The following is a 21389-nucleotide window of genomic DNA, read 5'->3' on the forward strand; positions in this document are numbered from 1 at the left end:
GGGAGTGATGCATAATGATTAAACCGCAAGGTATTATTCCTGCCATGGTGACGCCGTTCGATGACAATGGGCGCCTTCATGAAAAGGTTGTCCGTCAAATGATTCGCCGTTTGCTGCAGGCAGGGGTTCACGGAATATTTGTGCTTGGGACCAATGGCGAGTTTTTTGCGATGAACGATGATGAGAAGGTTGAACTGGTGCGTATCGCGGCGGATGAAATTGCAGGCCAGGTTCCGCTCTATGCCGGTTCAGGCGCGGTGACGACAGCGGAGACCGTCTCGTTGTCCCGCAAATTGGAGGAGGCGGGTGCAGACGTATTATCCGTGATCACGCCTTACTTTGTTCCGGTGAATCCATCGGAGATCCATGAGCATTTTAAGGCGGCGGCGGGATCCACGGACCTGCCGATCGTTCTCTACAACATCCCGGCACGTACGGGTGTCATGCTGGAAGCGGGTACGGTTGCCTCGCTGTCGCAAATCCCCAATATCGTCGGGGTGAAGGATTCGAGCGGCAACTTCGAGCATATGCTTCAGCTTATTCAACAGACGGATCCCGACTTCTCCGTTCTTGCAGGTACGGACTCCTTCATTTTATCGGTTCTGATGGCGGGCGGATCCGGCGCCATCGCCGCATCCGCGAATATTGCGCCGGAAAAGGTCGTCTCCATTTACAGCCATTGGCAGGCCGGGCGGCATGCCGAAGCTGCAAAGGCCCAGGCTGACATCGCGGTCGTCCGCAAGCTGATGCAGTACGGGACGATCCCCGCGGGGCTGAAGGAAGTGATGAACCAGCTCGGAATCGAGGCTGGCTCGCCCCGCCTGCCTGTGCAGCCGGTCAGCGCAGAGGTGCGGAGTACCATTGCTCATGTTTTGGGCGAGGCAGGCTTCGTGAAGGGGAGGTAAGGTGATGGCGGTTCTGTTTCAGACGGCCGGATCCATTCTGGCCGGGGGAGGAACGTTCCATACGGTCGCAGAGCAAATCCGGAAGCAGCTCGGTCCAATCCAGCGCGCGCTAATCATCACGACACAAAGCCTCAGGAGGAACGGAACTGCGGAACAGCTTCAGGAGCAGCTGCGCCATTCGGACATTGCCGCTGACATTCTCGGGGAAGACATTCTTCCCGAACCGACGGCTGCGGCGATAGAAGCCATTCATGCGGCAATCCACGGCGAAGCGTACGAAGCTTATATCGGGATCGGCGGCGGCAGTGTGCTCGACGCAACCAAGCTGCTCTCGGTGCTGGCGACGAACGGCAAGCCGATCGAAGACATGCTTGGCACGGACAACATCGAACACGAAGGCATTCCGACCGTGCTTATTCCAACGACATCAGGCACAGGGGCGGAGGTTACGCCCAATGCGATTGTGACGCTGCCTGAGCGCCAATTGAAGATCGGAGTCGTAAGCCGCCGCTTATATCCCAGGTTGGCGGTGCTGGACCCCGAGCTGACGCTTACGCTTCCGAAGGCGGTGACCGCATCGACGGGCATGGATGCTTTTACCCATGCGCTGGAATCGTTCATAGGACAAAAAGCAAATCCAATCAGCGATTTGTTTGCGCTTGAATCAATCCGGCTGATCAGCGGAAGCATCGTGGAAGCATGCGAAGACGGAAGCTCCATTCGCGCCCGCTCAGCGATGCTGTACGGCTCGGCGTACGGCGGAGCAGCCCTTGCAGCTTCGGGTACGGCTGCCGTGCACGCGATGGCCTATCCGTTAGGCGGCCGGTTCGGAATTCCGCATGGCACGGCGAATGCGATGCTCCTGCCCCATGTCATGGAGATGCAGCTTGACGCAATCGCCGGCCGCCTTGCGCAGGCAGCGGCAGCGATGCGGCAGGGCATGGGCCACGCCGCAAGCCGTGACAGTCATGCCCGCGCCGAAGCCGAATGGGCGCTTGGACAGATCGCGGAGTGGACGGACCAGATTGGAATCCCGCAGAATTTGGCGGAATACGGCGTGATGGAGCAGGATCTCCCGGCGATGGCCCTTGGGGCCTCGGAGGTGAAGCGCCTTATGGATAACAATCCGAAGCGGTTCTCTCTTGAAGAACTGGAGAGCATCTATCGAAAACTGTTGCCTACAACGAAAGTGAAATAGGAGGTACCCATATGCGGACCATTGTGGTGGATCAAAGCGGAAACGGAGATGTTCTTACGGTGGCGGAAGCGATCGCAGCTGTGCCGGATCATGCCGCCGAACGAACGCTCATCATGTTGAAGAACGGGGAGTACTGCGAAAAAATAACCGTTCCGGCAAGCAAGACGAACCTTTGTCTAAGTGGCGAAAGCAGGGACGGCGCCGTCATCGTGTATGACGATTCGGTCTCAAAGTTAAAACCGAACGGCGAGAAAATGACGACTTACGAAACGGCCACCTTTACCGTGCTGGCTAACGATTTTTACGCGGAGAATGTGACCTTTGCGAATTCTGCCAGCAGGCTGGAGCGTGCTGGGCAGGCTGTTGCCCTTGAAGCGGCAGGGGACCGCGCGATCTTCCGGAGCGTCGCAATCCTGGGACACCAGGATACTTTATATACGCCTGGAAATGGCAGACAATTGTACGATCGTTGTTATATTGAGGGAACGGTGGACTTTGTGTTCGGGTCGGCGACAGCCGTGTTCAAGGAATGCGAGCTGCATAATCTGAACCGCCATAACGGCTATGTGACGGCCGCTTCGACCGGTATTGAGCAGCCTTACGGTTACGTGCTGCTTCAATGCAGGCTGACGTCATCCACCACTGCGGAGACGGTAAGCCTGGGCCGGCCATGGAAACCATACGGAAGCACGATCTTTGTAAATACGTGGATGGATCGCCATATCCGCCCGTCAGGTTGGGATAACTGGCGTGATCCGAGCAAAGAGATTACTTCACGGTATGCGGAATACGGAAGCACGGGACCGGGTGCCGTGCAGGCGGACCGGATCGGCTGGGCCAAAATGCTGACGGAACAATCGGCGGCCACGTTAAGCGTCAGCAGCGTGCTGGCAGGGGAAGACGGATGGAATCCGGAGGAGATCGGCCTTCCGACGGCATCAGCCTGATTTGGCTTCGCGATTCTTAATCTTTGATATGAACCTTTGAAGCCTTAAAAACACCGAAGCTCCTAGACTTCCATAAGTCAGTGCGCGGGCGGGCGATATCTCGGTAATCAGACTTACACAGAGCTTTCTTACGGAGAGAGGAGTGAATAGCGTTGTGGAATCCTGATTCTTTTATAGAGATGCTGTATGCAAATTCAGACCCTGCCAGAAAGGAAAACTCCAAGCTAAGCCGCCCAGCGCGCAAAGCGCTGTTGAAAGAGCAGCTTCAATCTTCGCTGACGCTGGCATTATTCGATGACATGCGCACACCGCTTGAGCCGGTTATTCTGGAACGCGTCGAATATGAAGATTATATCCGGGAACGCGTCGACATCGGTACAGTCACCGGACTGCGGATGCCGGTCTATATCCTCATTCCGAAAAAGCCGGCAGCGTCCGGTAAGCTTCCAGGCATGCTGGCGCTGCACGGCCATGGCTATGGGAGCCGAGAGGTCGTGGGCCTTGCCGAAGACGGCACGATCCAAGAGAAGAAAGGCGGGCATAACAGCTTTGCGCTCGAGCTCATGAAGCAGGGGCATATGGTCGCAGCACCGGAAATGATCGGCTTGGGCGACCGCAGGCTCATCCGTGATACGAAACCGGGCAAGGAAAGGAGCTCCTGCGTTTCCCTGACCGGCCAATTGATGATGTACGGCATGTCCCTTGCAGGGCTTCGCGTATTCGAAGCACTTCGAGCGCTGGATTATTTGGCGTCCCGGCCTGAAGTCAATCCCGGGCAGATCGGCTGTATGGGTTTTTCCGGCGGCGGTTTGGTCGCAGCCTACGCATCGGCGCTGGATGAGCGGATACGGGCAGCGGTGCTGTGCGCCTTTACCAATACGTTTATTGGCAGCATTCTATCGATCAATCACTGCATAGATAACTTCATACCCGGCGTACTCGGTTATGCCGAGCTCCCCGACCTCATTGGCATTATTGCCCCGCGTCCGCTTTTCATCGAATCGGGAGCAAACGACCCGATCTTTCCAGCCGCTTCGGTCCGGGAGGCGGTTGAGATTCTTCAAAACGTTTATCTTGAGGAAAACGCGGCGTCCATGCTCCAGTACGATATATTCCCGGGCGTGCACGAAGTGAGCGGACGCGCTGCATATCCATGGCTTCTCTCGACATGGCGCGGCGGCAAGTCGGCCGCACAGTGAAGGATGGCGTATTGCCGTGACAAGAAAATTGAAAGATGCTATCGGAGGTGCTACAAACAATGAACCCAAGCGTATGGCTGAGCATACAACGTGATGCAACACCACGGATGCAGCATGGACTAGAGCAGCTGATCGGCGCACTGAAGGACAGCGGTTATGAGACGAATGTGGCGGATGAGGAATGGAATGCGCTTTCTTATACAAAATCCCCGGACTTGAAAATTTACATCGGTCACCGCGAAGAGTCGGAATTGATCCGGACTTTGGAACAGCAAGAGGTGTTAATCTACCATTCGCATGCACCGGGCAAGGAGGGCTTTTATTTAGCCACGCTGCCAGGGAATTTGATCGTCGTATCCGGAGGAAATGATACGGGCGCCTTATACGGAGCGATGGAGCTCGCCAGCAGGATCCGCTCGGCAGGGAAAGTGCCGAATCTCCTCGCGCATGGGGAAACCCCGGATTTTGTTTTGCGCGGCCCTGTGCTTGGACTGCAGAAGACGGAGATCGAGCCGCCCCGGCGTACATATGAGTATCCGATTACGCCCCAACGGTTCCCTTGGTTTTATGATCGATCGATGTGGATCGACTATTTAGATATGCTGTGCCGGCAGCGCAGCAATGTCGTGTATATCTGGACGGGACACCCTTTCGCTTCCTTGGTCAAAGTCGAAGATTATCCCGAAGCGCTGGAAGTGACGGAAGAAGAGTATCAGCTCAACTCCGAGACGTTCAGCTGGCTGACGCAAGAGGCGGATAGACGCGGCATTTGGGTTGTACTGAATTTCTACAATATACATATCCCGCTGCCGTTTGCCAAAAAACACGGGCTGGAACTTCACCAGCCGAAACCGCTGCCGATTACCGCAGACTATACCCGGAAATCGATCGCGGCATTTGTTCGAACCTATCCAAGCGTCGGGCTGATGCTGTGTCTCGGCGAAGCGCTTCAAGGGAGCGTCTATGGAGCGGAATGGTTTATTGACACCATTCTTGCCGGGGTGAACGAAGGGCTTCACGATCTGAACATGAAGGATTATCCGCCCATCATTCTGCGTGCCCACGCGCTGAAGGCGGAGCCGATCATCGAAAAGGCTGCCCCGCTGTATCCGAATTTGTATACCGAAGCCAAGTACAACGGCGAGTCGTTGACGACCTGGACGCCAAGGGGCGGTTGGGTACAGACTCATCGGAACTTAAGCAGCATGCAGTCGGTGCATATCGTAAATATTCACATCTTGGCGAATCTGGAGCCCTTCCGTTACGGAGCACCTGCTTTCATACAAAAGAGCATGCAGGCAGCGAAGCATCGGCAGAAGGCGAACGGCCTGCATGTGTATCCGTTATTTTACTGGGATTGGCCTTATAGCGGAGACAAGGCGGAGCCGAGGCTGAAGCAGGCGGATCGCGATTGGATATGGTATGCCGCCTGGGCACGCTATGCCTGGAATCCGGACAGGGACCCGGAAACGGAGGCATACTATTGGATCGAGGAATTTGCTGCAAGGTTCGGCTCACGTGAAGCGGGCGCTCTGCTGCTTGAAGCGTACGATGCCTTCGGGGAATGCGCACCGAGGATTCTGCGCCGGTTTGGGATAACGGAAGGAAACAGGCAGACCTTATCGCTCGGCATGAAAATGAGCCAGTTGACCAATCCGGACCGGTATTCCCCTTACAGAGCGCTTTGGGAGGATCACGCGCCGCAAGGCGAAAGGCTGGAAACATATGCTGCGAGAGAAGCAGCCGGAGAGCCGCACATCGGCGAGACGCCGATCGATGTCATCGAATCGGCCGAGATGTTTGCCGATCAGGCCTGGGCCGCCGTGCAGAGGGCCGATTCCCATGTCACGAGCAACAGGGAAGAATACGAACGGATTGTCACAGACGTGGAAGCGATTCGGTATTTGATGAAGTTTTATGGAGCCAAGGTGCGCGCAGCCGTCAAGGTGCTTCGATACAAGCATAAGGTGAACGGCAGCTATCTGGATCATACGGATGTCTTGGCGGAGGCGGTTTCCGATCTTCGCGAAAGCCTGGATTGGTACCGGAAGCTGACAGCGTTGACGGAACGTACCTACCTGTACGCCAACAGCATGCAAACCCCGCATCGCAAAATACCGATTCCTGACGGCAAGAAATTCAAGCATTGGAAAGACTGCCTTCCTGTTTATGAGGAGGAGCTACGATGCTTCGAATCCAACGTAAAACAGCTGCAGTCCGGCAAGCTTCCTGATCACGTTGGCCATGAGCAGAGGTTTGAGCCCTATCGGCAGGCGAAATTTCGTTTAATGACCCAAGGTGCAGAAGGTTATGAGGTAACGAAGGACAGCAGTCTGTTCACGGATGGTGAAGTGTATATCCAGAGCTGCGCGGAAGAGTTGGAAGGCTTGACCGGAATCCGGTTTAGCCGCAGGGATGCCGCGAACCGTGGCATGCCTTTAGAGTTCGAAACGGATATCCCGGTGCGCCTGCTTGTCGGCTATTTCAACTCATCCGATACGCAGTGGCTTCAGGTGCCGACTTTGGATGAAAATACGCATGCGGATGATCGGGGAGGGCTATCGCCTATTTTGCGGAAAGGGATCAAGACTTCGTTCTATCCGAGCGTTAACGTGCATGCGTTCTTGTATGAACCCGGGCGGCATGTGCTGAACCTCGGCAAGGGAGCTTATGCCGTGCTCGGCGTCATTGCCGCCGACCAGCAGATGAAGGAGCGGGACGTAGCACCGTTCAGTGAAAGCTCCCGCTCGTTGGATTGGCTGTATAGCTGAGCGTTAAGCCAGTAACAACGAAATGGAGTTGAATTGTACATGGAAAAGAGCACGTACCGGCTTGGCGTGATCGGCTTGGGGGAAGGAAGAAGTATTCTTTCGGCGGCACAGGCCAGCGGACGCTGGGAGATCGTCAATATGTGCGATATTAATGAAGACATCTGCAAGGAACGGGCGCTTGAATTCGGATTGACCCGTTACACGCTTCAATACGATGAGCTGCTCCATGATCCCGCCATTGACGTGATTGCGATATATACGCCGGATCAATGGCATGGGAGACATATCAAGCAGGCATTCGAGGCAGGCAAGCATGTCATCGTCACGAAGCCGATGCTGAATTCGCTGGAAGGCGTTCATGATGTGCTCGAAGCATCGAAGTCTTCCGGCAAGCATCTGTTTGTTGGACAGAGCAGCCGCTTCTTTGAGCCGATGATTCATCAGCGGAAAGATTATGTTGCCGGGCGGCACGGTGATCTGGAGGCCGTTGAAGCATATTACATTTCGGACGCCAGATGGTTTCTGGAACGCAGCTGGAGCAAGCAATCCGGCTTCAGCTGGATGTACAATTTCATGATTCATGCCGTTGATCTGGCCCTCTGGTATTTGCCGGGGATCGAGGAAGTGTTCGGATACGGGCGTTCAAGCAGCACCAACAGCGAGCATGGTCTCTCCGTACCGGATACGATGAGATTCCTGATGAGAGACCGTGAAGGGCGCATCGCTCAAGTGAGCGGCTCCTATACGACCCCGGCGCTCCGCGGCGTCGATCCGGGAATCAGCTGTACGCTTCGCGGAACAAACGGTACGAGCCGAGCAGTGTACTCCAGGCTGGAGTACTACACCCACTTCCATAAGGAGAAGACGGTAGTTCACTCCTTTGAGGAAAAACGGCCCTATTACTTCCGCTTCGAAGGGGAGAGCCACCATGCCGGCGAGTACCAGAACTACATCGAATATTTTGCCGAATGCCTTGATCAGGGAGAGATCCCGAAGCCGGACCTTCGTGAAGGCATTCGGACGCTGGCGGTCATGGCCGCGATGGAGCGCAGCATGGAGACGGGCCAGCCGGTTCGTGTAGAGGATATCCTGCGGGAGCACTCACTCGCTTGACCGATGCGGGGAACAAAACCCGGGAAGCGATCACTTGATTCCAAGTGGCTGCCTCCCGGTTTTTTTTATGAGGAATACCGGCATCGCAATCCCAAAGAAACTATTATATTCACTACATGTTATCATAAGCCTGTAACATAAATGATTGCAGACAGGTAAATATCAACTGCTAATTACAGTATCCAAGGTATAGAGAGGGGTAAGGCATGGCAAATATCGAGCACCTGCAAACCGTACATGTTCCAGCGTCGATGGTGTATGAAGCTTTGACCACCGCTGAGGGACTGTCGGAAATATGGACCAATGAACTCATTATTAATCATCAAATGGGCTCTATTAACGAATTTCGATTCGGTAGCCATGACATAACTAAGATGAGAATAGAGGAATTGATCCCTAATAAAAAAGTCATATGGAAGTGTATAGATTCAGATCCAGAGTGGATAGGTACGATGATTTCCTTTGATATTGAAGAAAAGAATGGGAAGTCTTTTATTACTTTGCGTCAAATGAACTGGAGAGAAGTAACCTTTTAATAATAATCACCTGGAGTTTTTCCTTTATCTCGGTGTTTTGTTGCGCACTTTGAGATTTGGGGAGGTACTCCTTTTTTCATGCTCTAAAAACATAAGCGCAGTAAGACCTTAGAATGATGAAATTAATTCTACCTTTTATGACTTCCTGCTATCCTTGAACCCATCAAAATACCAAGCCAGAGGCGGCGAAAATAAACAAAGACTCCGAATAAACGGAGTCCGAAGCATCCCTGTTTAGGGATATGGTTGAGAACCACTATGGTTCGGCGTGAATTCTGGCTTTTTTGTCCGCATCGATGATGGTGTGAACCGCGCTTTTCCAGCCCGCATATAAATGGTGTCTGTCAGCTTCATCCATTTGAGGCATAAAAATTTCGTATAAAAGGGAGTTTCCCGCCAAGTCATGAAGGCTGGACCAGAAGCCAACGCATAGTCCACCCAAGTATACCGAACCCATGGCCGACAATTCGGCGCATGCGGATCGGGTCAGCGGACGGTTCAGCAGATCGCTCTGGAATTGCATAAGCCAATCGTTCGCCGAAGCGCCCCCATCCGCCCGGAGTTCCCGGAGGGGTATGCCGGACTTCTCTTCCAGAATGGCCACGGAATCTTTGACCTGGTAGGCAATGCTCTCCAGCGCCGCACGAATAATATGACCGCGTCCCGATGAGCGGCTCATCCCAAGAATGGCCGCCCGTGCGTAAGGTTCCCAATAAGGGGCGCCCAATCCGACAAATGCAGGGACTAAATACACACCCTCCGTCGAGGGGACACTGTCCAGAAGCACCTGCAATTCCTCATACGTGGAGAACAATCCCAAATTGTCGCGAACCCACTTGATGCTGTCTCCTGTCGTACGCAGGACCGATTCCAGCGCATAGGTTACCTTGCCTCCGGCTCCCCAGGCGATGGTTGTGACAAGCCCCTCCTCACAAGGGAGTGCTCGTTCTCCCACATTCATCATCACCGATGTTCCTGTACCGTATGTCGCTTTCGCCATGCCGGGTTCATGGCAGAACTGTCCGAATAAAGCCCCCTGGGAGTCGCCGATCACGCCTGAAATCGGAATTTGTTCACGGAATAATAAAGGTTCCTTCGTAAACCCGAAGAGGGTGTCCGACGGTTTGACAGCCGGCAGCAGGGAAGCGGGGACGCGAAACAGGGAGCAGAGGTCTTCATCCCACTGCAGGGTATGAATGTTGAACAGCGAAGTCCGGCTTGCATTCGTATAGTCCGTTGCGTGGACGGAACCGCCCGTCAGCTTCCAGACCAGCCAGCTGTCGATCGTCCCGGCGAGCAGGCGGCCTTCGGCTGAAAGCTTACGCGCTCCGTCCACATGGTCCAGGATCCACTGCAGCTTCGTTGCCGAGAAATAGGGGTCCAACATCAGACCCGTTTTGTCCGCGACGGTCTGCCCGTTTCCGCCATCATGCAACTGCGTGCATACGTCGGCGGTTCGCTGGCACTGCCAGACGATGGCCGGATAGATGGGTAGGCCAGTGGTTTTGTCCCAGATCAACGCCGTCTCACGCTGATTGGTCAGGGTTAGCACCGCCAATTCAGCCGGATCAATGCCGGCTGCCTCTAAGCAGGAGCGGGCCACGGCAATGACATTGCCGTAGATTTCAAGCGGATCATGCTCGACCCAGCCGGGCTGCGGGTAGTACTGCTTGTGCTCCTTCGAGCTGCGGGCAACGGTGTTCCCTTGACGGTCCACGAGGAGCGCCTTTGTTCCCGAGGTGCTCTGATCGATGGCCAAAATGTATTGCTGCTCATGCATCATGTACTTGCCCTTTGCTTGTGCATGAGCTGATGAGCCAACTCCTGGAGGTGTGCGGCACTAATGCCGTAGTGACGGAATACCTCCGACGTTTTCCCGGCAATGGCGGGCTCGTCAGGGATGCCTACAATGTTCACCGGAACGGGGTGATGCTGCACGACAACCTCGGCGACGGCAGCGCCCAGGCCGCCGTAAATGCTGTGTTCTTCGACCGTGATGATACGTCCGGTTTCCCGGGCGGCTTTCACGATCACTTCTTTGTCCAGCGGCTTGATCGTGTGCATATTCAGGACCCGGGTGGAAATGCTGTCTCCGGCGAGGCGGTCTGCAGCGTCCAGGGCGACGCGAACGGTCTCGCCGGTCGCAATGATCGTCACATCCGTCCCCTCCCGCATCGTAACGGCTTTACCGATTTCAAAGGGATAATCATCGGATGGATAGACGTCTTCGACCGGGTTCCTGCCAATGCGGACATAAGCGCCGCCATCATATCGGACGAGCGCTTCGGTCATTTTCTTAGTCTCGTGCCGGTCGGCCGGCATCATGACGACGAGCCCCGGAATGGCCCGGGCAACGGCGATATCCTGCACGGAGTGATGCGACATGCCGAGCGCCCCATAGCTTACGCCGCCGCTAATCCCAATAAGCTTTACGTTCGTATTGGAGTAAGCGACGTCGACTTTGATCTGTTCGATGCTGCGCATGCTTAAAAAGCAGGCAGGGGAAGTGACGAAAGGCTTTTTCCCGCTGTGGGCAAGTCCTGCCGACATGCCTACGATATTCTGCTCCGCAATACCCACCTCAACGAATTGCTCGGGATAGGCGTTAGCGAAGGGGGCCATCGCCGCGGACCCGCGCGAATCGCTTGCCAGCACCATAATGTCCCGGTCTGTTTTGGCCAGTTCCAGCAGCGTTTCGCAAATGACCTGCCGGTTTGGAATCGAATTCATGCTAGATCACCTGTCCTTCACGTGAAAGTTCTGCGATCTGGGCTTCCAGCTCAGAGAACGCGAGCTTCAGCTGCTCATCATCGGGGACATGATGGTGCCAGGCAGCGACGTTTTCGGCAAAGGAAACCCCCTTGCCCTTAACGGTGTTCGCTATGACCAGGGTCGGCTTTCCAATGACGACTGGAGCGGAATGAAACGCTTCCACCAATGCGTCCATGTCGTTGCCGTCGATAGAGACGACATGCCAGCCGAAAGCCCGCCATTTCTCATCGAGCGGATCCAGCCCCATCACTTCCTCCGTGGTGCCGCTGATCTGGAGGCGATTGCGATCGACGATCCCGATCAAGTTATCCAGCTTATAATGAGCGCCGGCCATCGCGGCTTCCCAGTTGGAGCCTTCCGCTTGCTCGCCGTCACCCATCAGGCAGAAAACGCGGTACGGCAGACCGTCGCGCTTCGCGGCCAGCGCCATGCCTGCAGAGATCGGCAGGCCATGGCCGAGCGCGCCGGTGTTCATCTCCACTCCCGGCACCTTGTTGTTGGGATGCCCGATGAGACGCGTTCCGAACTGGCTGTACGTTTTCAGTTCTTCTTTCGGAAAAAAGCCTTTGTCCGCAAGGATGCACCACAGCGATTCAACGGAATGGCCTTTACTTGCGATAAACCGGTCCCGCAGCTCCCATTTCGGATTCGCCGCATCAACGTTCATGACGTCGTAATATAATGCCGTTAAAATGTCGGTATTGCTGAGCGATCCGCCGGTATGCCCGGTTTTGGCACGGTGAATGATGGTGAGAAGATCCATGCGGATATGGGCTGCCTTGATCTTTAACGCTCTCGTGTCCATAATGAATCCTCCTTAGGCATGGGTGCTTGCTGATGTCTTGCGGACTAAATCCGAGCCGCGCAGCCAGCTTTGAATTTCCTGCTCTGTAGGATCCACGGGATCGGCCGTAAGACCTGGAATATAATTGCAGGCTTCATAGATGGCAGGGATGACATTCGCATGTATGCCAACCGAATGATGCACGTAAGGGCCTTTCACGAGCTTTTCTTCCCAAAGCGGCCAGTCATTCACTTCGACCCAGACGTAGGAACCCCGTGTATATGGACCTTGAATTCCTTTGGCACGGCCTAAAAAAATCGAATAGTCTCCATGGTCCCCGTCAAATCGTGCGATGCTCATGCTGCCGCCGCGGATTTCGCCTTCATGGGTTCCGGGAGCATGGTCATCGAAGAGGAAGTGCTTGCGCAGCCGGGGCTTTTGCTCCACGCTTAACGACACCGGGAAATTGCCGCAATGGAACAGCAGCTCGCCGTTGTCGTTCTCGGGGTGCCTGACGGTAATGTCGGCGAAGAAGGTCGGATGCTCATTCATCGCGGCGGCCTGCACTATGATTGAGGTGATCGCCCCATGGATATCGGTCTCGCACGTAACCGGAATTTGTTCGTCCGTCAGAATCGCATTGGCGAGACACGGCATGATCGACATCGCTTCCTGCAATGAGGACCAGCATTGAATCGCGATGGCGCTGCTATGGGTTTCTTGGGCGTAAGATTTCATGGCGACCTTAAGTGCGGCGATCCTGCGGATATCCCCTTCGGTGACTTCGCTGACATCGAGCTTTTCCTTGATGTAATCGATCACTTCCAGCAGCTCACTGCTGCCGCTGGACTCGATCTTCTTCGACCGCGACTGGATGTCGACGAGCGTAATCGGGTGGATTTCGATGCCGAAGCGTTCCAGCAGTTCGCCTTCATTACAGATCATCGTCCAGAACGAAGCGGGGCGGGGACCGATTTGAAGAATGCGGAGGCTTTTAAACTGGCGTACCACATTCGCAGCTGCGATGAAATTGGTAAATCCGCGCTCGAAGACGGGATCGTTCACCCAGCTGTTTGTGACATAGGTAAAGGGAACGCCGAAACGGCGGAGCACCTTACCGGTGGCAAAAATGCCGCATTGCGTATCACGCAGGCGCATCCCGTCTTCCAGCGGCGCTTCGTCACGGGGACCCCAGAGAAGAACGGGCTTGCCGAGCGCCTTGCCGACGCGTGCCACGGTATCCTCCGTTCCGAAGTTGCAGTGGGGAAAGAAGACGGCATCGACCTCTTCCTCCTTGAAACGCTGCGTAATGAGATCGGCGTTCATATGATCGTCATACAGCAAGCCTTCAGGATTCAATCCCTCTAGGTCGACGATATCGATATCCATACCGAAGCTTTCAATTTGCTTCCGGATCTGCACCTTATACTTAAAGGCGTCTTCTGCGCTGAAAGTAAACCGCCGGGTAGGCGCATAACCGAGTTTTAACTTCTTCATTATTGATTCTCCTTTAGCAATATTATCTTGCGTAGTTTAGTTAAATCGAAAATAGTTTAGTTAGTTTAGTTAAGGAAATATGTAGAAATAAACCGCTTACAGCCATGATAGCACCGGTAATCAGGTCGGTCAATCCATAATATGACATTATTTAGTTATAAATCACTTAACATAAAATAAATTTAGTTAAAAATTTAGTTAACTATTGAAGTGAATCTAAAATCGTAGTACACTTCAGTTAACTAAACAGATATCCAAGAAATGGAGAGCAACCTTGTATGAAGATGGAGGACATTGCCAGAATGGCCAATGTTTCCAAGGCAGCCGTTTCATTAGCGTTTAACGGAAAGCCTGGCATTGGACAGGAGACGCGCGACCGTATTCTGCAAATCGCTGCGGAAGCGGGATATACGCCGAAGATTAGAGCAGCAGGCGCCAGGAAAGAGGAAGATGAGCAGGGAGATGGAACGAATTACGGATCCGGCGCAGCGGGGCCAAGCTCTTCTCTCGTTTTTCTCGTCGTGACGAATTCCGGAATCGTACTGGAGGAGTATTATCAGCAGCCCTTTTTCCAGGAGCTGATCCAATACATTGAAGAACGGTGCAGACAGAAGGGCTACCGGCTGTTCTTCTCCAAAGTGGATATGGAATCTTTTGAAGAAGAGATACATAGAGACGGAGGGGCCAGCCGTCATCAAGGCGTCATCGTGCTCGGCACGAATCTGTCCCGCAAGCAGATTCATTACATTCACCAGCATTTTACGAACGTTGTCGTGCTGGATACATGCTACGAAGAAATGCCGGTGCAATTCGTAGGCATTAACAATATGATGGGTGCCTATCAAGCGGGAACCTTTTTGTGCGAATCAGGGCATACGTCGATCGGCTATATTGCTTCGAGTGTGCGAATTCATAATTTCGAAGAACGGGAGCGCGGTTTTCTCAGTGCGCTTGCCGAATACGATTTTCAAGTTGCCCCTGAGCACCGGTTATCCGTCGCGCCGACGATTCTGACGTCGCAGGAAGCTTTGAAGCAGCAGCTGTCGAGTATTCTTGAAAGCGGAAAATCCTTGCCCACCGCCTGGTTTTGCGAATGCGATTATATCGCCATCAGTGCCATCAAGACGATGTCGGAGCTTGGTATCCGCGTCCCGGAAGATACGTCGATCATCGGCTTCGACAATATTAAGGAATCGGTCATCGTTTCGCCGGAATTAACGACGATTCACGTAGATAAGGAGCGTATGGCTTTCCTTGCCGTGGATATGCTGTCCGATTGGATGGAACAGGAATTAAGCGTCAAAACGAAGATCAAAGTGGATACGACATTTGTAGAACGTAAATCTTGTATTGGCAGAGCTAAACAACAGACTTAACAACGACCTCTAAGATGCCTTGGCTGAAATGATTGCAGGGCATCTTTCTCTTTATCAAGCACAAGCTAAAAAGAGGTGATTGGATGATCAGAGTGACGGAAAGCAGGAAACCCGCCAAATGGGAGGACTTATCCATCCTTGAGCAGAACCGCGAACGGCCACGAGCGGATATGGGATTGTTCGACACAATTGAGAGCGCTTACCAAGGGGATCGGGCGGGTTCTTCTTATGTGCAGGTGTTAAACGGCATATGGGATTTTCACTATGCGGAATCGCCTTCGGCCATACCGGAAGGCTATCAGCAGCCGGGTTATACCTTATCGGAGGATTGGCACTCCATTCCGGTTCCATCGAGTTGGCAGCTCCATGGCTTTGGCCGGCCGCAGTACAGCAGCTGTCCTTATCCTTTTCCTGTGGATCCGCCGCATGTGCCGAAGCTGAATCCGACGGGCTGCTACCGGACGGAGTTTCAGGTACGGGACGAGTGGAAGGAACGCGAAATTTACATTGTGTTTGAAGGAGTCGATTCGGCTTTTGAACTCTGGGTGAACGGACAGTCTGCCGGTTATAGTGAAGGAAGCCATTATACATCTGAATTCTGCATTACCCGTTTCCTTACCCCCGGCGGCAACTTGTTAGCGGTGCAGGTCTATCAATGGTCCAAGGGAAGTTATTTGGAAACGCAGGATAAATGGCGTCTAAGCGGTATTTTCCGTGACGTGTATCTGATCGCGGAGTCCGCGGCGGGCGTTAGGGACGTCAGGATTCGTACGAATTTATCGGAGGATTATGCGTCCGGAGAGCTGGAAATCGATATCGAAGTCGTCAACCGGAGACATCAGGCATGTGCTCCTTTTCAGCTGGACATCTCGCTTTTCAATGAACGCATGGAATGTATAGTGGAAAAGGCGAACCGTGCGACGCTCCAGCCCGGTCCGCTGGAAGATGTCAGGTTCAGCATGGTTGAAACCGTGCAGGCGCCGAGACTGTGGTCAGCGGAAGACCCGCAGCTGTATACGCTCTTGATCACTGTACGGGATCAGGAAACATCCGCTGTGCAGGAGGTTCGAAGGCTGGAGGTCGGCTTCCGCGATATTGTGATTGCCGACGGGCAAATGTTCGTGAACGGCAAACCGGTCGTCATCAAAGGCGTAAACCGTAACGAGTTCCATGCAGAACGCGGTGCTGTCATCACGATGGAGGACATGGAGGAGGATATCGTCCTCATGAAACGGCATAATCTGAACACGGTGCGGCTCTCCCATTATCCCAATGACCGGCGCTGGCTGGATTTGTGCGACCGCTACGGCATGTTCGTCATTGATGAAGCGGATTTGGAGACGCATGGATTTGCCTTAACCGGTGAGCGAGTGAACCAAGAGATTCCCGGGTTTGCGCGCGGTGCTGCAGAAAGTTATTTATCCGACCATCCGGATTGGACTCCTCTGTATATTGACCGCGCAAAACGCATGGTTGAACGGGACAAAAACCACCCCTGCATTATAGTCTGGTCACTCGGCAACGAATCGGGTTACGGACACAATCACGATGCTATGGCGGCCTGGATTCGTTCCGCGGACTCAACACGGCCGATCCATTATGAGCGGGCTTACGATGCGGAAACGGTGGATATCGTGAGCACGATGTACCCATCGGTCGATATGCTGAAGCAGGAAGGCAAGAAACAGGATGCCCGGCCGTATTTAATGATTGAATATGGTCATGCGATGGGAAATTCGGCCGGGAATCTTCGGGAGTACTGGAACACCATTGATAAATATCCCCGTTTGCTCGGCGGGCTGATCTGGGAATGGCGAGATCTGGCGATATTGCAGCGCAATGAACAAGGCGAAGCTTGGTATGCCTACGGCGGCGATTTCGGTGATGAGCCGCACAGCGGTTCATTCTGCATCGACGGGCTGCTGTTTCCCGACAACACGCCAAAAGCATCGCTCTTGGAATATAAAAAGGTGCTTGAACCCGTCAGGGTCAGCTATAGCGAAGCGGGTGAAGCGCTGATTATTGAAAATCGTTACAGTTTTTTATCGCTCTCGCATTTGCTGGGTACGTGGAAACTGTATCGCAATGGAGAAGCGATGCTGGCCGGAGAGCTGCCTGCACTGGATACGCTCCCGGGTGAGCGTTCCGAGCTGAAGCTTCCATTCAGCAGGAAGGTATGGGCTATAGAAGGCGAATACTGGCTTCATGTCAGCTTTACGCTGCGTCATTCGGCACCGTGGGCGGAAGCGGGCTATGAACTGGCTTGGGCAGACCTGCCGCTGCTGCTTGGCGTGACGCAAGAACCTCAATTCATGCATCCCGATGCGCTAGCGGCGGCAGTTTCCGTTATGGAGCCTGTCCATCAGCTTATGGTGGAGGAGACCCGCAGGGCCATTCATATAAAAGGAGACGATTGGAAGGCTGTTCTTGATAAGGATTCAGGAAAGCTGACGAGCTGGGATTATCAAGGCATGCCTCTGCTGGTGGAAGGACCGGCAATCAATCTGTGGCGGGCACCGCTCGATAATGATGTCCATTTGGCTAAGGCTTGGCGGGCGGCAGGCTATGACCGACTTCATACCGATGTCCGGGGATTGTCCGTCATGCCGGACGATGGGCGGGGGCGAACCGTGCAGATTGAGATGGTGATCGGCGCCAGGGGGGCCTTACCGGTACTCCGTTCAAATTTGACCTATCTTTTTACAAGCGGCGGCGCTCTGCAGCTGACTCTATCCATCGAACCGCTGCGCGAGCTGCCGCCCATGCCCAGATTGGGAATCCGGCTCGGCATTCCGCGCCGCATCCACAACGTATTCTGGTTTGGCCGCGGTCCGCATGAATGCTACCCAGACCGCAAAGAAAGCGGAAAGCTCGGCATTCATGGCGGGCTCGTCGAAGAGCAGTTCGTTCCTTATATCAAGCCGCAGGAGAACGGAAACAAGGCGGATGTGCGCTGGGGCAGGTACAGCGACGATCAGGGCAGCGGCATGATGATTACAGGATCCGGTCTGTTCCATATGAGCGCCCATTATTATTCGGTCGAGGAGCTGACGCGCAAGAAGCACGTTCATCAATTGTCACCGTTGGACCATATTGAGCTCAAGCTGGACGCAGCCCAGAGCGGAATCGGCAATCACAGCTGCGGCTATGCGCCAACGCTCAAGCAATACCTGCTGCCGGCAGAAAAACAGACTTTTTCGTTTCTATTGCAGCCTTTCAGAGCACGCTGAAAGACGCTCAGCAAAGGATGCCGAACAAAACTGTAATTGGGGGAGAACACCATGTCAGCCGGGTTTCAAACATGCGGTGATCCAGCCGCATCCGGAAGGCAGGGTCACATCAGTACAAGCAAGCTATGACAGTCTGTACGGCCGCCATGAAGTGCATTGGGAGGTAACGGAGTCCGGAGGATTCCAGCTGCAGGTGAAGGTTCCGGCGAATACGACCGCAACGGTGCATGTACCGGGACACCATGCCGTTTCCGATGCGTCGCTAACGGCGTCTTACACGTCTGACCGGCAGACGGTTTCTTTTCAGGTAGGATCGGGAACGTGGGTCTTTACTTCACAGCTGGCGCGCGTGCCCATGCTTCCGAAGTAAGTTTTGTTCGAAACAGATTCAGGAAGTAACGCTCACAAAACTAGGCCCATACTTCCGAAGTAAGTTTTGTTCGAAACAGATTCAGGAAGTAACGCTCACAAAACTAGGCCCATGCTTCCGAAGTAAGTTTTGTTTGAAACGGATTCAGGAAGTAACGCTCACAAAACTTTTAGGAGATGACGAAATGGAGAAGGGTGTAATTCCGGATACACTGTTGCTGGAGGAGAGGGCGGCGCACGCGATCAACGCCATCATCGGCATGGCTGATCATGACTTTGGCCATATTCCGTTCTTTGCCGCAGACCTGATGGCGGAGCCTGCCAAAATGACCCATGGCGACTGGGACTACGGCTCATCCCACGGGCGTATGGTGGATGCTTTGGTGCTGGCACGGCATATGAGCGGTTCAACGGAGGGCAAGGAGACCGAGGAGAAATACCGCAGCAATTTATTGTCTTTTTTTAAAGAGGACGGTCTGAGCTACCGTCAGTTGAATCCCGTTCATCGATGGGAGACGAACGCCAATTTGATCGATCAGCGCGCTGTTATTCTGGCGTTAACCTCTTGGTATATGGAGAGCGGCGATTTGAAAGTGAAGGAGCATGCGGATCGTCATGTCGCCGCCTTGAAGAGAATTGCTATTAAGGAGCGGGACATTTGGTACTATCCGGCTTCGGAATATAAGGAAAGCGGCTGGCCGTCAGCCAATGCCGCGCAGCTTCGGCTGGCCCCGGATCCCGCCTCCTTTAGCGGGCGACTTATTATGCCGCTGCTCAAATATCATGAGGTTACCGGCAATAAGGATGCGTTTGAGCTGTGCGAATTTTTCACAGCGCTGATTATGGAGCGCAGCGGCGTATTTAATGAGGACGGCAGCTTTAATACTTCCCTTGCTTATCGCAGCGGACATTTCCATACGCGCATCGGTACGCTGGACGCGATCGCCCGTTTCGGGGTGTATACGGGAAATGCGGCGATGATTGCCTGGGTGAAAAAAAGCTACGACTGGGCGCTGACGATCGGCACTTCTTTCGGCTGGACGCCGGGGGATATGCATGAGCAGGCGTACGAGCATGAAACCTGCTCGCTCGTAGACCTGATCTCGACGGGTATTACGCTCGCCCAGAGCGGATATGTCGAGTATTGGGGAGTGGTGGAACGCTTCATCCGAAACCATCTGGCCGAGTCGCAGCTGCTGGACCTGGGATGGGTGAAGCAGAGCGACGACCGCTCGAAGGATGTCCACGCGCGCGCAACGTATTACAAGGTAGCAGAGCGTACAAGAGGCTCTTTTGCGGGATACTCCGCACCAAATGATTTCGTGTGTGACGTCATCGAAGGCCGCGGGCACACAAATGATTTGCAACTTTGCTGCTTGGGCTCGGGGACCCGCGGCCTGTTTATGGGCTGGAGCAACACTGTCACGGAAAAAAACGGCACCGTCAGCGTCAATTTTCTGCTGAACCGGGGCTCCAAATGGCTGGACGTCCACAGTTATCTTCCGCATGAAGGGAAGCTTGTGCTGAAGGTGCACCAAGATATTTCCCGCTTGCGGGTCCGCATTCCCGAATGGGCTGGGTTCACGAAGATAAGGTACCGCCGTGACCGACCTGGCTCCGTCGTCGAAGGCCACGGCAAAGAACCCAGCCGCTGGGTAAACCGTTGCTTCCTGCAGTTGGATGAAGCTTTTACGGGCGAGACGATCACCATCACTTTTCCGCTAAGCTTCCGCACAACCGTTGAAACCGCGGTGGGACAACAATTCATCACGGAGTGGCGGGGTGATGATGTGATCCATATTACGCCTCAAGGGAAAAACAAGCCGTTATATTCGACACGCAGTGTATTTGATACGGCGCCGATGAGGGAAGGCAGTTTGCGGATACCGGAAAAAGACTTCATATGGTAAAAATGTTCGACAAGGCTGCCATGGCGGTGCTGCTTTCTGAATAAAGGGGTGATTTGAAGACTGAAGGATTCATGGCTGCCTCATTCTAAACGGCAAGGGAGAGTTGGCATAATGACCAAAACGGTAGTGGCCGTATACACGGGCCAGGGGCTTGCGGAACCGCTCAAGGCTGTATTCCAGGAAATGCTTCCGGATTGCCGCCTCGTTAACATTATTGACGACAGTCTGATCGGCGATGTCGTAAAGGCGGGTCAGGTACCGCCAGGCGTTGTGAAGCGTCTAGTGCAGTACTACCGCCACGGGGAGGAACTAGGTGCCGACGTTATTTTGAATACATGCTCTTCCGTTGGCGAGGTGGCGGATGACGCGCGCGGGATGATCGGCATTCCGATCGTGAAGATCGATGAAAGGATGGCCGAGAAGGCAGTGGAGGGCTTCCACCGCATTGCTGTGGTGGCGACGCTGCCGACAACGCTTTCGCCGACCATGCGCTTGATCGCCAAGAAAGCTGAGGAAGCGGGCAAAGCGATTGAAGTCGTAAACGGGCTGGCGGAAGGGGCTTTTGATGCGCTTGGATCCGGCCGGCCGGAAGAGCACGACGAAATCCTGCTGCGTACGGCGCTTCGCGTGGCCGGGCAAGCCGATGCCATCGTCCTGGCCCAAGGTTCTATGGCACGAATGGAGCAGAGATTGCGGGATGCGACGGGAAAAGAAGTATTTTCCTCTCCGCGCTTTGGTGTGCAGCAGGTGAAGGAGCTGCTTGAGAAGCGGTAAAATGCATG

At 54.1% G+C, this 21389-nt stretch carries 16 protein-coding genes; 12 read left to right on the forward strand and 4 right to left on the reverse strand.

Features of this window, described 5'->3' with window-relative positions:
* The first annotated feature begins 14 nt into the window (after nucleotides 1-14).
* The 7 genes from dapA to FHS19_RS04025 all read left to right on the forward strand — a co-directional run bounded on the left by dapA (nucleotide 15) and on the right by FHS19_RS04025 (nucleotide 8669).
* The gene (dapA, locus tag FHS19_RS03995; RefSeq protein WP_183578907.1) at nucleotides 15-905 is read left to right on the forward strand and encodes a 4-hydroxy-tetrahydrodipicolinate synthase; all 891 of its coding nucleotides are present in this window, start codon (nucleotides 15-17) and stop codon (nucleotides 903-905) included.
* A gap of 4 nt (nucleotides 906-909) precedes the next feature.
* A complete protein-coding gene (locus tag FHS19_RS04000) occupies nucleotides 910-2103 on the forward strand; it encodes an iron-containing alcohol dehydrogenase (protein ID WP_183578910.1) in 1194 nt (397 codons plus the stop codon).
* A gap of 11 nt (nucleotides 2104-2114) precedes the next feature.
* Entirely contained in the window at nucleotides 2115-3050 is a 936-nt protein-coding gene (locus FHS19_RS04005) for a pectinesterase family protein (protein WP_183578913.1), read from the forward strand.
* A 152-nt stretch (nucleotides 3051-3202) separates the two neighbouring features.
* Nucleotides 3203-4249 carry a dienelactone hydrolase family protein gene (locus tag FHS19_RS04010; protein WP_183578917.1) on the forward strand — a complete coding sequence of 349 codons (1047 nt, stop codon included), beginning with the start codon at nucleotides 3203-3205 and terminating at the stop codon, nucleotides 4247-4249.
* A 59-nt stretch (nucleotides 4250-4308) separates the two neighbouring features.
* Nucleotides 4309-7020, forward strand: coding sequence for a beta-N-acetylhexosaminidase family protein (locus FHS19_RS04015; protein WP_183578920.1), 2712 nt, complete (start codon nucleotides 4309-4311; stop codon nucleotides 7018-7020).
* Between the two features lie 39 nt (nucleotides 7021-7059).
* Nucleotides 7060-8133 carry a Gfo/Idh/MocA family protein gene (locus tag FHS19_RS04020; protein WP_183578923.1) on the forward strand — a complete coding sequence of 358 codons (1074 nt, stop codon included), beginning with the start codon at nucleotides 7060-7062 and terminating at the stop codon, nucleotides 8131-8133.
* 206 nt (nucleotides 8134-8339) lie between these two features.
* On the forward strand, nucleotides 8340-8669 hold the full coding sequence (locus tag FHS19_RS04025) for an SRPBCC domain-containing protein (protein ID WP_183578926.1): 330 nt from the start codon (nucleotides 8340-8342) through the stop codon (nucleotides 8667-8669).
* 256 nt (nucleotides 8670-8925) lie between these two features.
* On the opposite strand, the gene glpK is transcribed toward FHS19_RS04025, so the two are convergent.
* Genes glpK through FHS19_RS04045 form a run of 4 tightly spaced genes read right to left on the reverse strand, consistent with a single transcriptional unit; the run spans nucleotide 8926 to nucleotide 13722 of the window.
* Entirely contained in the window at nucleotides 8926-10449 is a 1524-nt protein-coding gene (gene glpK, locus FHS19_RS04030; protein ID WP_183581414.1) for a glycerol kinase GlpK, read from the reverse strand.
* The gene (locus tag FHS19_RS04035) at nucleotides 10449-11399 is read right to left on the reverse strand and encodes a transketolase family protein (RefSeq protein ID WP_183578929.1); all 951 of its coding nucleotides are present in this window, start codon (nucleotides 11397-11399) and stop codon (nucleotides 10449-10451) included. The genes glpK and FHS19_RS04035 overlap by 1 nt, the downstream gene beginning before the upstream one ends.
* A 1-nt stretch (nucleotide 11400) precedes the next feature.
* A complete protein-coding gene (locus tag FHS19_RS04040; RefSeq protein ID WP_183578932.1) occupies nucleotides 11401-12246 on the reverse strand; it encodes a transketolase in 846 nt (281 codons plus the stop codon).
* Nucleotides 12247-12258: 12 nt separating this feature from the next.
* Nucleotides 12259-13722 carry an L-fucose/L-arabinose isomerase family protein gene (locus FHS19_RS04045; RefSeq protein ID WP_183578935.1) on the reverse strand — a complete coding sequence of 488 codons (1464 nt, stop codon included), beginning with the start codon at nucleotides 13720-13722 and terminating at the stop codon, nucleotides 12259-12261.
* A gap of 278 nt (nucleotides 13723-14000) precedes the next feature.
* On the opposite strand from FHS19_RS04045, the gene FHS19_RS04050 reads away from it, so the two are divergent.
* The 5 genes from FHS19_RS04050 to FHS19_RS04070 all read left to right on the forward strand — a co-directional run bounded on the left by FHS19_RS04050 (nucleotide 14001) and on the right by FHS19_RS04070 (nucleotide 21381).
* Entirely contained in the window at nucleotides 14001-15098 is a 1098-nt protein-coding gene (locus FHS19_RS04050; protein ID WP_183578938.1) for a LacI family DNA-binding transcriptional regulator, read from the forward strand.
* Between the two features lie 83 nt (nucleotides 15099-15181).
* Nucleotides 15182-18328 carry a glycoside hydrolase family 2 TIM barrel-domain containing protein gene (locus tag FHS19_RS04055; protein WP_183578941.1) on the forward strand — a complete coding sequence of 1049 codons (3147 nt, stop codon included), beginning with the start codon at nucleotides 15182-15184 and terminating at the stop codon, nucleotides 18326-18328.
* Complete coding sequence (locus tag FHS19_RS34755) at nucleotides 18246-18698, forward strand: alpha-L-rhamnosidase C-terminal domain-containing protein (protein ID WP_246426413.1); 453 nt, start codon at nucleotides 18246-18248, stop codon at nucleotides 18696-18698. The genes FHS19_RS04055 and FHS19_RS34755 overlap by 83 nt, the downstream gene beginning before the upstream one ends.
* A gap of 184 nt (nucleotides 18699-18882) precedes the next feature.
* A complete protein-coding gene (locus FHS19_RS04065) occupies nucleotides 18883-20607 on the forward strand; it encodes a glycoside hydrolase family protein (protein ID WP_183578949.1) in 1725 nt (574 codons plus the stop codon).
* A gap of 111 nt (nucleotides 20608-20718) precedes the next feature.
* Nucleotides 20719-21381, forward strand: a complete 663-nt coding sequence (locus FHS19_RS04070; RefSeq protein ID WP_183578951.1) for an aspartate/glutamate racemase family protein — start codon at nucleotides 20719-20721, stop codon at nucleotides 21379-21381.
* Nucleotides 21382-21389 lie beyond the last annotated feature (8 nt).

This window comes from Paenibacillus rhizosphaerae (genome assembly GCF_014192015.1).
GTDB classification, from domain to species: Bacteria; Bacillota; Bacilli; order Paenibacillales; family Paenibacillaceae; genus Paenibacillus_AQ; species Paenibacillus_AQ rhizosphaerae.

What these genes read in the sequence shown, in the direction of transcription:
- dapA (WP_183578907.1), top strand. Translation starts at nt 15, where the DNA reads ATGATTAAACCGCAAGGTATTATTCCTGCCATGGTGACGCCGTTCGAT.
- FHS19_RS04000 (WP_183578910.1), top strand. Translation starts at nt 910, where the DNA reads ATGGCGGTTCTGTTTCAGACGGCCGGATCCATTCTGGCCGGGGGAGGA.
- FHS19_RS04005 (WP_183578913.1), top strand. Translation starts at nt 2,115, where the DNA reads ATGCGGACCATTGTGGTGGATCAAAGCGGAAACGGAGATGTTCTTACG.
- FHS19_RS04015 (WP_183578920.1), top strand. Translation starts at nt 4,309, where the DNA reads ATGAACCCAAGCGTATGGCTGAGCATACAACGTGATGCAACACCACGG.
- FHS19_RS04020 (WP_183578923.1), top strand. Translation starts at nt 7,060, where the DNA reads ATGGAAAAGAGCACGTACCGGCTTGGCGTGATCGGCTTGGGGGAAGGA.
- FHS19_RS04025 (WP_183578926.1), top strand. Translation starts at nt 8,340, where the DNA reads ATGGCAAATATCGAGCACCTGCAAACCGTACATGTTCCAGCGTCGATG.
- glpK (WP_183581414.1), bottom strand. Translation starts at nt 10,449, where the DNA reads ATGCATGAGCAGCAATACATTTTGGCCATCGATCAGAGCACCTCGGGA.
- FHS19_RS04035 (WP_183578929.1), bottom strand. Translation starts at nt 11,399, where the DNA reads ATGAATTCGATTCCAAACCGGCAGGTCATTTGCGAAACGCTGCTGGAA.
- FHS19_RS04040 (WP_183578932.1), bottom strand. Translation starts at nt 12,246, where the DNA reads ATGGACACGAGAGCGTTAAAGATCAAGGCAGCCCATATCCGCATGGAT.
- FHS19_RS04045 (WP_183578935.1), bottom strand. Translation starts at nt 13,722, where the DNA reads ATGAAGAAGTTAAAACTCGGTTATGCGCCTACCCGGCGGTTTACTTTC.
- FHS19_RS04050 (WP_183578938.1), top strand. Translation starts at nt 14,001, where the DNA reads ATGAAGATGGAGGACATTGCCAGAATGGCCAATGTTTCCAAGGCAGCC.
- FHS19_RS04055 (WP_183578941.1), top strand. Translation starts at nt 15,182, where the DNA reads ATGATCAGAGTGACGGAAAGCAGGAAACCCGCCAAATGGGAGGACTTA.
- FHS19_RS34755 (WP_246426413.1), top strand. Translation starts at nt 18,246, where the DNA reads ATGCGCCAACGCTCAAGCAATACCTGCTGCCGGCAGAAAAACAGACTT.
- FHS19_RS04065 (WP_183578949.1), top strand. Translation starts at nt 18,883, where the DNA reads ATGGAGAAGGGTGTAATTCCGGATACACTGTTGCTGGAGGAGAGGGCG.
- FHS19_RS04070 (WP_183578951.1), top strand. Translation starts at nt 20,719, where the DNA reads ATGACCAAAACGGTAGTGGCCGTATACACGGGCCAGGGGCTTGCGGAA.